Here is a 13,431-nt window from a genome sequence, read left to right on the forward strand (position 1 = left end):
ACTTAAGATTTGCTATACCAGTATCAATGTTACTTAAGATTTGCTATACCAGTATCAATGTTAATAGCTTTTTTTGTTGCATCAGCTGAATTACTTTTAGGTGTTTCAGCGAAAGAAATAGAAGAATAATTAAAAGTGCATAAGCCAATTGATAAACATGCTAGTAATTTTATTCCTTTATTATTTTTCTGGATTTTCAAAAAACCAATCCCTTCCTTTTTTTTCGTATGATTCATGTTATCTCTTCCTTTCTTTCATCATTTCTATAAAATCACTTTTGCTATATTTATCTTAGTTTAAGTATCTTTCAATACACTTTCATAAATGTTACAAAAGTCTTTCATTAATTTTATTTATAAATGCAATAATTTTGTGATTATAGACTGTTTTCGAGACTTATTATCACATTATTAAGGTAATACAATAAAAATAATGTTACTCATAACTTTACCGAACTTATATTAGCGTAATCTTTTCCTTCCTTAGTGGTCATACCAGTTATGTTTTTATTAAATCATTAAACTTCCAATGCGTAAATAGCAGAATTTTTTCGATTATATCAAAAAAATTCAATATTGAGCATTAACGAAAATGAAAATATTATACTACAAAAATTATTGTTTGTTTTTATACAAGTAACTATAACAGTTTCAACTTGATATATAAGGTTAAAAAATAACTATTTTAATCCACAAAAAATAGTTAATATAAATTAAATATTATTAATATAATTTAATCACACTCTGCATATCGATTCCCTTTATTTGGATATGYGAAATTRCATCAAGATATAGGTTTAAATAWGACGCGCTCTTATAAATAACTAGGTTCTGTTGCAAAGTTTCTTAATAGATAAAAAATTGGGCTGATTACAGATGGATTTTATACAATTCTAAGTAATTGCTGTAATTCATTGTATGTTGAAAAAACGCAGTTTGGTTGCAAACTGCGTTTTCGTTTATGTATGGCATGAATCGTTTCGATTCCTTTCAAGGTACGTGAAGCATGGCGAAGACTTTGAAATCCTGCGGATTTGGCAAAACGTCGCTTTACATGTCTATGGTCTTGTTCTATGAGATTATTCAAATGCTTGATTGTGCAATGAGTTGTATGTTTATAAAAGCCTTGTTCCCTTAATTTGTTAAACGYACAAAGTAATGCTGGAGCTTTGTCTGTTGTTAGAACCGTTGGTTCTCCAAACTTTTTCACTAATCTTTTCATAAAGCCATATGCGGCCTGATGATCTCGCTTTTTACGCAGCCTTTGACTTTTACAWAAGTCTCATCCAATTTCCAAGACAATTGTACGTTTTTATTTTTCTTCTTCCAAATTTGGTAGATCAAGTTKCCATATTCATGAACCCAKCGCATGATGGTTGTCGGATGAACCGAAACACCACGTTCCTTCAGGATTTCAGATACAWCGCGATAGCTTAAAGAAAAACGACAATAGTAGCCGACGGCTACTAAAATAATGTCTTGTTTGAATTGTTTTCCTTTAAAATATCCCATCTGTCATTCTCCTCGTCTCATTTTTCTAGAATATAGCTTAGTTTAAAAAACTTTGCAACAGAACCATTAACCGCAAGTACTATTCTATTAAATAGGCTAATAAATCCTCTTAAAAATGATTCTGAGGATTCATTTTTTGGTTCTGGTGCAAAAATCATTTAATAGAGACATAGAACCTACACGGTCTGTTCAATTCCAGATTATGATACAATTCCAAACAAGTTATATACAAATTCAACTTCATTTTGGGTAGACTTCACCTGTCGGGGAATTTGTCCTTTTTTCATCATATGCATGGCTTCAACACCATTCAATATAGAGATTGCTGTTTTAAATGACTTGAATCCCAACATAGAACGCACACGTTTCTTAATAAAACGATGATCTTGTTCCACTATATTATTGAGATATCTAACTTGCCTTAATTGTATGCCTTCAGGCATATGTTTCTCATCTTTCAACTCTTGAATCGCTACAGGATAGGCAGGGTTTTTATCTACTGTTATCACGCGAGGTTTAGAAACGTAGGAAAAAGCCAAGGCTTTCTTAAAAAGGCGCTTGGCTGCTTGTTTATCTCTTGATTTACTTAGATAAAAACCAATTGTATTACCATCTGAATCGACCGCACGATATAAATACATCCATTGTCCTTTTACTTTAATATAAGTTTCATCGACTCTCCACGAGTCATTTGTTGATTTAAGATGATGTCGTACTTTCTCTTCTAATTGAGGTCCATATTGATGAACCCAGCGCATAATTGTTGTGTGAGCAATTGATAATCCTCTTTCCTCCATCATTTCCACCAGGTTACGAAAACTCAAATTGTACCGTAGGTACCACCTTACTGTTAATAAGATTAGTTCAGGCTGATAAGTGAACGAAATTAAACAATTAAAACATGTTAAAAAATTGTGTTGATTGTAGGTAAAAATCTTGGTATGGTATTATATCATATTAGGAAAAAGTAAAAGGAAGAAACATCAAGATATAAATTACGAATATCTTGTAAATATTATCAAAATAATATTGTTATTTGTATAATTAGATAATATATGCAATATAAGGTACAAGGAGATAATAATATGAAAGACAAACTAGGTACAATCCCCTCATTATCTTCAAACTCTATTTATTTGGGTGCTTTGTTAGCAGTAGTTGGAGGCTTTCTAGATGTGTATACTTTCATCAGTAGGGACGGAGTATTTGCCAATGCGCAGACAGGGAATGTAGTATTACTCGCTATAAGAGCAGCTAACGGAGAATGGCATAATGCTTTGCTATATATCCCGCCTATTTTAGCTTTTATGTTAGGTGTTTTAATATCAGAGGTAGTAAAGATTCCTCATATAAGACATGTATTGCATAGTTATAGACGCTCTATTCTAATACTGGAATGTATAGTTTTAATCATTGTAGGTATCTTGCCCAAAAGTATCCCTAACATAGTGATAACGGTATGTATTGCGTTTGTATCATCTTTACAGATCTCCACTTTTAATAAACTAGACAAGTGGGCCTACAATTCAACGATGACAACAGGGAATCTTCGAACTGTAACGCAGGCAGCATATTTAGCATTTATAGAACATGATCAGGAAGAGAAAAAGCGATTTCAAGAATTTCTTGTGATTATTCTTTCTTTTATACTTGGTGCGTTGTTAGGCACATTTACTACCACTCATATAGGGAACAGATCAATTTGGATTGCATCAGGAATTTTAGTGATTGCTTTGATTTTGTATCATAAAGATAGAGGGTACTGGAGAAAATCTCAAATGCTGAAATGAAAGATTTTTTAATAATATCTCACTTTTGCATGTCGTTCATTACCGGCTTCTTCATAAACGAGACACACAAGCAGCATATGCTTTTATGAAAAGACTCGTTCGAACTTTTGGAGAACCAACAGTTCTGACGACAGATAAGGCTCCTTCTTTAGCTTCCGCATTCAAAAAATTAAAGAAGATAGGTCTTTACAAAAATACCTTTCATCGTACAATAAAGTACCTCAATAATATCATCGAGCAAGATCATCGACATGTGAAACGTCGATTTTCCCGTTCCTTAGGCTTTCAAAGTCTTCGCCATGCCTCATGTACTATTAAAGGTATAGAAACTGTTCATGCCATATACAAACAAAAGCGAAGTCTTCAACCAAACTTCGCTTTTTCGACATATAACGCATTATATGAATTATTACTATCTTCATAAAACTGGTCCGCAATATTCCTCATCTCTTTATGTTTTCGGAAACTTTGCAACAGAATCTGTGATTATCATAAGAGCTACAGGGGGAAAATATGGAGTGTTTTTGTTGTTAGCAATTTTACTTAACGCACGTATTACTAAAGAATCTCAAAAAAAGTATAAGCAGTATTCTAATAAAGGGCGTATATAAAATGATAAATATCTTGAAAGGAACAACCTAGATGTACATTCAAAATATCCCTATATCATTACCTATTAACTAGTAAAAATAACCTTATATAAATAATTTTTTAGTAATTTAGAAATAGAAAACGTACCTTATTAAAATGTTATTTTCGTTCATATAATGAATTATCCTTCTAGCATATTTATAAGATTTATATCATATATTAAGAGAAAGAATGCAAGTTAGAAAGGAGTCTTATAGAATGAGTTATTTGGAGGGAAATGACTTTAGTGAACAAAATATGGTAAGTGTACCAAATCCCTACGTATATCAGACATTACAATCAGTAATTGGTAAACATGTGGTTATTGAAACTGTAAGAGGTAATGTAAGAGGAAAGTTAAAGGATGTGAAACCAGATCATTTGCTCATTGAAGATACGGTACCGTATATTGTACGCATTCAACAAATTGTATGGATTATGCCAAAACAATAATCAAATTATACCTAATTTGATTTATAAAAGATTAGTGTCATAGACGATCAAGTAAAAACACAGGGTTTTATCTCTGTGTTTCTTCAAATTTTCGTTTTTGAATATATGCTTGAGCATGAATAACTTCTTCCTGAAGCTCTCTTAATTCTTTCATAGATTCTGATTCAATAGCCATGTAAGTAGTAACTAAACTAATCATCATATCCATCTTCTCTACTATATTTTGAATGACCTGTTCAGATTCCTCTTTTTTAGGGTGTTGTATTGCTGTTAATACATCTTCTATATAATTATTCTTTCTTTGCTGGATATCATAAATAAACTGCTTTGTGTTTGAGTTCATTTGTTGTTCCTCCGTTTTGGATATACTTCTATTCTATCATATTTGAATAGAAAATATTGGATTCCCCTAAATTTACACCTGTCTCCCACATCTCCTCAAATATACAAACTAATTCCTTAACGTACAGGGAACTGATCGAAATGTGTCAATTTCATGTCTAAACGTACAATTTTCTTTTTTGGGTATGGTGACCATGCCCATCAACTTAAGAAATTGGTAGTTCCCCAAAACGAAGAAAATGAGTTGAATTCTCATAAATAACTGTAAAATAATATACTTTTCGTTTTGGGGACACTTCAGAATATTAGCTTGATGGGCATGTTGCCATACCCCAATATGTTATAAGTTACTGCAAAAATGCAAGAATAATAGTCCGAAAAAATTCATTGTATTACAAAATTGAAGATTTTATCTTCATATATAAGTTTCTCAACAATTATCTTTTGCATGAATAGCTCATCTCATATAAAATGACCAATTACATTTATGTCGATTCACGAATAATTAGATTCGTAGGGTATTGAATAATTTTACGGCCAATACTATCTTTTGAATCTATATATATTAGTATTTCACTAACAACACGTTTGCTTGATTCAACTATTGGAATATCAATAGTACTTATTGTTGGACTTGTAACTTTACAAATTAACTGATTGTCATAGCCACAAACGGCAAGGTCAGTTGGAATATTATACCCTTTTAAAGTAGCATTTTTAATAACTCCAGCTGCTACTTGATCATTACCAGTAAATAATGCCGTAGGTCTGTCTTTTAAATTATTTAACTTCTCAAAAATTCTAAACCCATCTTCAACAGTAATTGCATTTCCAAATAGCCATTCTTTTTTATATGATAGCTGTTTTTCTTCTAGAGCATGAAGATATCCTTGTTTACGTTTTAATTGAGCTTGACTATTAAGCGAATCGTAGCAAAAACCAATCTTCTCATGTCCTTTACTAATTAAATGTTTAACTGCTTTATAGCCCGCTTCATATTCATCATAGCAGATTATTGGAATAGGAGCAGTTTCCTCATATTCATTACACAGTAGTATTGGACCATGTGTTAAGTAACACTCCACATCTTTCCACTTATTTTCTAAGGATGCGAGAATTACACCATCCACAGCTTTATTTTCTAACAATGCTAGTAATTCAAGTTCTATTTTTTTTTTGTAAAAAGTCTGATAAATCAGTAATTTATAATTGTGTTTTAATAATTCTTTAGATATCTCTTTAGCAAGTTGACCAAAAAAAGGATGAGCAATATTAGGAATAGATAGGGCTATGGTTTGTGTTTTATTTATCCTAAGATTCCTAGCAATAGAACTAGGAGTATAGTTTAACTCTTTCATTACTCTCAATATTTTTTCGCGTTTTTCTGAATTTACATAAGGATGATTATTTAACACTCTTGAAATTGTGGCATTTGATACATTACATAGTTTGGCTATTTCTTTAATTGTTACCATAGAATCACTCCATAAAAAAAATGTTGACATGTAATCGTTAACATAAAATATATTCTATTCATGATCTTTAAAATAATTTCTTAGAGGTGATTTTAACGTGAAAACTCTTACTACAGTTTCTGGTCATAGCAAAGATCATTTAGCCTTATTGAAATACTTACAGGGCGAAACAAAAGGTATTGAATTCGAAATTAGCAATATATTACCGAATCATAAAATGAAAAAAATTATTTAAAGATAATAAATTGGATAATAATGTCGATATAAATAAAGATATTTTCAATTATAGCAGAAAAATATACAGAAAATAGAATTCATGCCTGTAAACCGTTTAATTTCTACAGAAGAAATTGACGGAATAATGAGAACCTTAAAAGAAGTATTACCGACAGGACAATTTACAAGTGGCCCATTTTCAAAAAAGTTAGAGGAAGTAATCGGGGAGTATTTAAACAAGCAATTTGTAATTGCAACAAGTAGTGGTACAGATGCTCTTATGGTTTCATTATTATCTATTGGAATCCAGCCAGACGATGAGGTAATTATGCCTGCTAATAGTTTTGCTGCTACAGAGAATGCTGTGTTAGCAATTGGAGCAAAACCTGTTTTTGTAGACATAGATCGTCAAAATTACTACATGGATCCAACTAAAATAGAAGAAGCCATTACTCCAAAAACAAAATGTATTTTACTAGTACATCTGTATGGTAAACAATGTAATATGAAAAAGATCCGTCAAATTGCAGATACTTATCAATTGAGAATTGTTGAGGGTGCTTGTCAGGCTATAGGTTCTTCGGATCTTGGGAAATACGGAGATATTTTAGTTCTCAGTTCTAATCCRTATAAAAACTTCGGTGTTTGTGGTAAAGCTGGCGCAATCGTTAGTAATGATGAAGATCTTGCAATTCAGTGTAATCAATATAGCTATCACAGTTTTGAAGTCGATAAGAAAAATAAAAAGGTATTAGATTTTGGCTTCAATTCTAAAATTGATAACTTACAAGCAGCAATTGGTTTGGAGAGAATTAAACATTTATCGTATAACAATTTTAAAAGAGTATATTTAGCTCAGCGATATATAAATAATCTAAAGGGATTAATGAATAAAGAATTAATACAACTATCTAAGATGACGGAAGACAATGTATGGCACCTGTTCCCTATTAGAGTTAGAAATGGGAAGAGGGATGAGCTGAAAAAGAAGTTGAAACAGCTGTATAACATTGAAACAGATATTTATTACCCTGTATTAGCTCATAAGCAAAACACTTGTTTGATTAAGGATAAATATATAAATGCTAATTTATTAAATACAGAGTTAGTTCATAAAGAGATATTACATTTACCTTTATACCCAAATATAACATTAGAAGAAGAAGACTATGTGATGGAGGGATTAATTAATGTTACTAAATAATAAAACTTTAAATTCTTTAACATTCGAAAGATTACCAGAAGTTGAAAATCCTAAATTTGTAGTGTTTTGTGATTTTGATGAAACTTATTACCCTCATGATATGGATGAATCCAAAAGAAATAACATGAAATTGTTAGAAGAGTACTTATATGAACAAGGAAGTAATGGTCATCTAGTAATTGGTTGGGTAACTGGGAGTAGTTTAGAATCTATCATTGAAAAAATGAAAAAAGGATCCATCCAGTATTTCCCTCATTTTATAGCAAGTGGATTTGGGACAGAAATAGCATACTTTAATAGTAATGGTATTACATTAACTGATCAAAGATGGGAAGAAAAGCTTGATAATAGTGGATTTGCACCTGGAAAAATTGATGAAATCATTGATTTATTAGAAAGCGATTATGGTGTTTTTTTACAACCACAGACACAATTAGGAACCTCTAAATACAAATTTAATTTTTATTATGAAAAACAAAATGAAGTTGTAGATACTAAAAGTTTGAAAAATATAAAAGAAATTGCAGAGCAATATCAAGTAGGGGTTAATATTAACCGGTGTAATCCATTAGCAGGTGATCCAGAGGATTGCTATGATGTAGATTTTATTCCGATTGGAACTGGGAAAGATGAAATTGTTAAGTTTATTTTAGGTAAATACGATTTAAGAAGAGAAAATGCAATTGCGTTTGGAGATAGTGGGAATGATTTAAAAATGCTTAAAGCGGTTCAACATGGTTACTTAATACAAAACGCGACAGAAGAAGCTAAAAAAGCGCATTCTATGTTAGTTCAAGGTGAATATTCCATTGGAATTTTAAATACTCTAAAGCACATTATTAATTAAAGGAGATGTTCTTGTAATGAATATTGGAATTGTAGGTACAGGTGGAATTGCAAAAGCTCACTGTAGAGCATTATCTACTAGGTTCCGTTGCAAAGTTTTTTAACACATAAAAAGTTGAAGGAATTGCAATTGAATTTTATGAAGCCGTTAATAATTTTTGTAATTCGTTATAAGTCGAAAAGAAGAAGTCTGATTGAAGACTTCTTCTTTGTTTATATAGGGCATGAACCGTTTCAATTCCTTTTATTGTACGTGAAGCATGGCGAAGTGTTTGAAATCCTGAGGATTTAGCAAACCGGCGCTTCACATGGCGATGATCTTGTTCTATGTAATTATTGAAATGTTTGATTGTAGAATGGGTTCTGTTGCAAAGTTTCCGAAGATATAAAGAGATGGGGAATATTGTGAACCAGTTTTATGAAACTATTAATAATTCATGTAATGCGTTATACGTCGAAAAAACGAAGTTTGGTTGAAGACTTCGTTTTTGTTTGTATATGGCATGAACAGTTTCTATACCTTTAATAGTACGTGAGGCATGGCGAAGACTTTGAAATCCTAAAGAACAGGAGAATCGACGTTTCACATGTCGGTGATCTTGCTCAATGATATTATTGAGGTACTTGCTTGTACGATGAAAGGTATTTTTGTAAAGACCTATCTCCTTTAATTTTTTGAATGCGGAAGCTAAAGAAGGGGCCTTATCTGTCGTCAGAACCGTTGGTTCTCCAAAAGATCGAACAAGTCTTTTCATAAAAGCATATGCTGCTTGTGTGTCCCGTTTTTGACGAAGTTGAATATCAAGGGTTTGTCCCTCTTTATCAATTGCTCGATATAAATAACACCATTTCCCTTTCACCTTGATATAGGTTTCATCCAAACGCCAAGATAACAATATGTTTTTGTTTTTCTTTTTCCAAATGTGATAGATAAGATTTCCATATTCATGAACCCAGCGCATGATAGTTGTTGGATGAATAGAAATACCACGTTCTTTGAGAATTTCAGACACATCGCGATAACTTAAAGAAAAACGACAATAGTAGCCAACGGCTATTAAAATAATATCCTTCTTGAACTGTTTCCCTTTAAAATATCCCATCTGTGATTCTCCTCGTTTTCTTTTTCGAAAGTGTAGCTTAGTTTAGAAAACTTTGCAACAGAACCTTAAAAACAATGAAACTGTAATACATACCACACCTAAAAATATGAATAAATAAATCATTTTTTTCTTCATGAATTCCTTTCCTATGGAGGTAATGTTGAGCGGGAACTGACCCTCACGTTCCCACTCTTAATATAAAAAACTATTGGATTCGACCGATTACAAATTTTTAACGAAAAAATATGTTAACCTTTCCACCGCTTGGTCAACATATTTTGGTATATCATAAAGAGCGACGTTGAAACCCTCCCAATTTATTAGGAGTTACTTTGCACTTCCCGGCACGGTTGCTCCTTCTACCTCTAATAAGAATTGCCGACTTATTAACGTACGATTTTCTTTTTTGTTCGTATCAAGCCTATAGCCTTTTTCTTTTATCTATCATAAAAGAAAAAGGCTATGTTCTAAATTATTCTACTATTTGAAATGGCTTTGTTTGAGTTACTTTCATCATTCTCATACGAGCAAATCGCTCATCTAAATTATTTTCAAGCACCCATTCATGATGTGTTTCTGCAACCATTGGCTTATTATCCACAGAAATACCTTCCCATTCAAAATCTACGGAAACATTTATCGTGTTATCCACATTTTCTGTAACTGAGAGGTTTTTTGGATAATGTCCGCTTTGTTTCACTTGACTCGAAGCGGTTGCCAACCATTCGTTAAATCCTTTTAATGTATCGATTTCAGAACCTGTACTTAAATTCAATTCAAATTGTTCTGCTAGTAATTCTTTGAATTTGTCACCGTTCACAGATGCTGTTTCCATTAAATATAACCAATAATGCATAAATGATTTTGCTCTATTGTCTGCATAGGCAGATGTAAATTGTGGATTTTCCACATTACCGATTGGCTCTATATGGACCTTTGTAAAAGGAGGCAAGTCATTCTCTCTAAGTTTCAGGATTGTTGAATAATGAATTCTGTAGCTGTATCTACTATCATCTGGGCGTATATTTTGATAAAGAATATCTGCTTCTAATGAAAGTTCTTCATCGTTCAACTGTTTGATTGATGTGTTTTCAACATGATGCGCATTTTGCCATCCTTCAAACATTTTTAATCTATCTTCTAAACCACTTTTACCTTTAGAAGTTCCAGCTTGAGATGAAATTTCAATTTCATCCCCTAAAATGTCTAACTGGTTTTCTAGACGATATTTGTTAAATGGGACTTCATATACTTGATACCAACGATAGTATTGTGTTAATGCTAAATGATTATTTTGAATGTCTTTAAACTTTTTCATGTTTTTTACGCTCCTTTAGGATCTAAAACTTCAAATTGGGTACACCAGATTATTTTCTTGTTCTCGTCACATACGGAAAAATTGGTTCTCTTAATTGGAACTCATACGTTTCTCCATTCACAATTCCAACAACATTCTCGCTATCATACAGATCTAACATAAATCCAGCCATTTCTTTTGCAGTATGAAATTTAGGAATTACATCTTCATATTGGAATTCATCTGCATCCAAAGAACGTTTAGCAAATTCCGTTTCAGTTGCAGCAGGAGCCAAAACCTTTGCTTGCATGACTGCCCCTTTTTCTTTCAATTCTTGTGCTAGACCTTCTGTAAAGGCACTTACATAGAACTTTGTCGCGCAGTAGGTCACAGCATCGGCAACAATCAGGTATCCTCCTCCTGAAGAAATATTGATAATTTGCGTTCCTTCAACATTTGCATAGTCACGTACATAAAGAGAGGACAGAACGGTCAATGATTCAATATTCAAGTGAAGCATCGTCTCAATTTTATTTAAATTTTGTTCCCCAACGGAAGCAAAGTTTCCAAACCCAGCATTGTTAATCCAGGTCTCAATTTGATAATCCTGAAGACTTTCGTAGAATTCATAAACATTTGTAGTAACAGATAAGTCTACGTTTCGAATGACAACATCAAGGTCTGCGTTAATGTCAGCCACTTTTGATTTTAGCTTTTCCAATTCCTCCGTTCTGCGAGCTGCTACGATTAAGTTTTTTCCGCGAGCCGCAAAAGCAAGAGCCGTTTCATACCCAATTCCTGAACTGGCACCTGTAATAACTGTATATTTCATATAAATTCCTCCTGAATTTTATCCAATTGATTTTATTGTGAATGAACTATGAGTTGATTATAATGATTAGAGTAAGCTCTAAGTCAAGAAAAATTAATGTGGAGGTTTCTTATGCACACCATTGGTGAAGTGGCTAAAATTTTAGAGATAAGTACACATACTTTGCGGTATTACGAAAAGGAAAAAATTATAATTCCTGGTCGTGATGCCAGCGGAGACAGACGATATAACGATTCTCATATTAAATGGCTGCAATTTGTTATCAAGTTAAAAGAAACACAAATGCCTATTGCGAAAATAAAGAAGTATGCTTCATTAGTTTTAGAAGGAGAACATACCGCACTAGAGCGGTTAAGCCTTTTAGATGAACATAAACACTCTATTAAGAAACAAATCAGAACGTTAAAAGCTGCGGATGAGATGCTTGAATATAAAATTGCGGCTTACAAAGATTTCATCAGTAAACGAGATTAGATGCAGGCTCTATAAGGGCGAACGCCACATCTCCATGGGGTAGAAGGGGCATCCGTCAATTTTGGAGTAATCATCTGTCCAATAAATATAAAAATAAAAACAACCGAATCCTTAACGTACAAGGAATCGGTTGTTTTGCGTCTAAAATGTGTCTAAACGTACAATTTTCTTTTTTTGATATGGTGACCCATGCCCATCAACTTAAGAATTCAGAATTACCCTAAAACGAAAAAATGAGCTTTCTTGTAATAAAAAACAAATCCATAATACTAGGAGATTCCTTTTGAATGGCTATATTGAGAAATACGTGTATAAACCAGTATTTAAATTTCAGTATGATACGATTATAAAAAGGAGGGATTCATTTGAATGGTCTACAAGAAAAAACGTATGAATTATTTAAAGAAAAAAAAAGCCAGTCACTGTATTTTTAAAGAGTGGGGTTCGGATAACTGGGCAGATTCTTGCAATGGACAAATTTACGATTCTTATGATGGTTCATGGTAAACAGCAACTTGTTTACAAACAAGCCGTTTCAACTATTACTACATAATACATATGAGAATGATTTGACCATTTCTTAACATCTTCTCRATATTACATTATACATATATGCGATATAATAATAAGTAATTCTCTTTATCTTACTTCTATATATTTGTTGTTTCCTGTACAGAATCCTAATGATTAGGGTTCTTTTTTTGTTCCGAAAGGTACACCTTTTGAGCCACTTTTTATTACCACGTATTCAAAGATGTGGAGAACCCTTGGTGCGTCTATAAAAGTATACCTTTACAGATATATAGGAAACTATAAAAAACCACGTCTATAAATATCCGTTTCTTATTTTACAGACATCCGTTTATTTTATATACCTTTACAGACATAATTGCTATAATTATCAATGAGGTGTAGCATATGAAACATAAAAAATTTGGATATGTGCGAGTTTCGAGTAAAGATCAAAACGAAGAACGGCAAATTCAGAATGTGAAGAATTTAGGGATAGAAGAACGGGATATTTTCATAGATAAAGAATCTGGAAAAAATATGGAGCGAGAGAATTATAAAATGCTAAAACGTCTTGTTCGTACAGGAGATACCATTGTGTTTGATTCCTTGACAAGACTTGGAAGAAATATGAATGATACATTAGAAGAATTTAGATATTACGAAAAACATAAAGTAAATTTACAATTTATAAAGGAACCATACATTAACGTCAATTACACTGGAGAAAGTACAAATGATGTTATTC

The 13,431-nt window shown here is 32.2% G+C and carries 11 protein-coding genes and 6 pseudogenes; 8 read left to right on the forward strand and 9 right to left on the reverse strand.

Features of this window, described 5'->3' with window-relative positions:
• Positions 1-32: 32 nt before the first annotated feature.
• The 3 genes and pseudogenes from AC1DIT_RS23860 to AC1DIT_RS23870 form a co-directional block, all read right to left on the reverse strand.
• Positions 33-236 (reverse strand): annotated as a pseudogene (locus AC1DIT_RS23860) (alveolysin); the annotation flags it as partial.
• A 646-nt stretch (positions 237-882) separates the two neighbouring features.
• Positions 883-1,511 (reverse strand): annotated as a pseudogene (locus AC1DIT_RS23865) (IS6 family transposase).
• Between the two features lie 200 nt (positions 1,512-1,711).
• Positions 1,712-2,398: an IS6 family transposase gene (locus tag AC1DIT_RS23870; protein ID WP_077295779.1), complete on the reverse strand. Its 687-nt coding sequence runs from the start codon at positions 2,396-2,398 to the stop codon at positions 1,712-1,714.
• A 198-nt stretch (positions 2,399-2,596) separates the two neighbouring features.
• Here AC1DIT_RS23870 and AC1DIT_RS23875 point away from each other — a divergent pair, with 198 nt between their 5' ends.
• From AC1DIT_RS23875 to AC1DIT_RS23885, 3 genes and pseudogenes are all read left to right on the forward strand, one after another.
• Complete coding sequence (locus AC1DIT_RS23875) at positions 2,597-3,301, forward strand: YoaK family protein (protein ID WP_016114399.1); 705 nt, start codon at positions 2,597-2,599, stop codon at positions 3,299-3,301.
• Positions 3,302-3,347: 46 nt separating this feature from the next.
• Positions 3,348-3,725: pseudogene (locus tag AC1DIT_RS23880) on the forward strand (DDE-type integrase/transposase/recombinase); the annotation flags it as partial.
• A gap of 425 nt (positions 3,726-4,150) precedes the next feature.
• Positions 4,151-4,384 (forward strand): YuzF family protein, encoded by a 234-nt coding sequence (locus AC1DIT_RS23885; protein ID WP_002068860.1) that lies wholly within the window; start codon positions 4,151-4,153, stop codon positions 4,382-4,384.
• Between the two features lie 67 nt (positions 4,385-4,451).
• Here AC1DIT_RS23885 and AC1DIT_RS23890 read toward each other — a convergent pair whose 3' ends face one another.
• Complete coding sequence (locus AC1DIT_RS23890; protein WP_016131314.1) at positions 4,452-4,727, reverse strand: hypothetical protein; 276 nt, start codon at positions 4,725-4,727, stop codon at positions 4,452-4,454.
• A 484-nt stretch (positions 4,728-5,211) separates the two neighbouring features.
• On the reverse strand, positions 5,212-6,201 hold the full coding sequence (locus tag AC1DIT_RS23895) for a LacI family DNA-binding transcriptional regulator (protein WP_016132726.1): 990 nt from the start codon (positions 6,199-6,201) through the stop codon (positions 5,212-5,214).
• A 97-nt stretch (positions 6,202-6,298) separates the two neighbouring features.
• Here AC1DIT_RS23895 and AC1DIT_RS23900 point away from each other — a divergent pair.
• Positions 6,299-7,621 (forward strand): annotated as a pseudogene (locus AC1DIT_RS23900) (DegT/DnrJ/EryC1/StrS family aminotransferase).
• Positions 7,608-8,468 carry an HAD-IIB family hydrolase gene (locus tag AC1DIT_RS23905; RefSeq protein ID WP_016114404.1) on the forward strand — a complete coding sequence of 287 codons (861 nt, stop codon included), beginning with the start codon at positions 7,608-7,610 and terminating at the stop codon, positions 8,466-8,468. Before AC1DIT_RS23900 ends, AC1DIT_RS23905 begins: the two are co-directional and overlap by 14 nt.
• Positions 8,469-8,604: 136 nt before the next feature.
• On the opposite strand, the pseudogene AC1DIT_RS23910 reads toward AC1DIT_RS23905, so the two are convergent.
• From AC1DIT_RS23910 to AC1DIT_RS23925, 4 genes and pseudogenes are all read right to left on the reverse strand, one after another.
• A pseudogene (locus AC1DIT_RS23910) lies at positions 8,605-8,829 on the reverse strand (DDE-type integrase/transposase/recombinase); the annotation flags it as partial.
• Between the two features lie 54 nt (positions 8,830-8,883).
• On the reverse strand, positions 8,884-9,570 hold the full coding sequence (locus AC1DIT_RS23915) for an IS6 family transposase (RefSeq protein ID WP_016114405.1): 687 nt from the start codon (positions 9,568-9,570) through the stop codon (positions 8,884-8,886).
• Between the two features lie 472 nt (positions 9,571-10,042).
• Entirely contained in the window at positions 10,043-10,888 is an 846-nt protein-coding gene (locus AC1DIT_RS23920; RefSeq protein ID WP_016114406.1) for a hypothetical protein, read from the reverse strand.
• A gap of 49 nt (positions 10,889-10,937) precedes the next feature.
• Positions 10,938-11,699, reverse strand: a complete 762-nt coding sequence (locus tag AC1DIT_RS23925; protein WP_016132728.1) for an SDR family NAD(P)-dependent oxidoreductase — start codon at positions 11,697-11,699, stop codon at positions 10,938-10,940.
• Positions 11,700-11,810: 111 nt separating this feature from the next.
• Here AC1DIT_RS23925 and AC1DIT_RS23930 point away from each other — a divergent pair, with 111 nt between their 5' ends.
• The 3 genes and pseudogenes from AC1DIT_RS23930 to AC1DIT_RS23940 all read left to right on the forward strand — a co-directional run.
• Positions 11,811-12,173, forward strand: a complete 363-nt coding sequence (locus tag AC1DIT_RS23930; RefSeq protein ID WP_016132729.1) for a MerR family transcriptional regulator — start codon at positions 11,811-11,813, stop codon at positions 12,171-12,173.
• A 365-nt stretch (positions 12,174-12,538) separates the two neighbouring features.
• Positions 12,539-12,726: pseudogene (gene hfq / locus AC1DIT_RS23935) on the forward strand (RNA chaperone Hfq).
• A 365-nt stretch (positions 12,727-13,091) separates the two neighbouring features.
• Positions 13,092-13,431, forward strand: a 340-nt coding sequence (locus AC1DIT_RS23940) for a recombinase family protein (RefSeq protein WP_476998455.1), incomplete at its 3' end; no start/stop codon positions are given.

The organism is Bacillus sp. 05T22, from assembly GCF_056396765.1.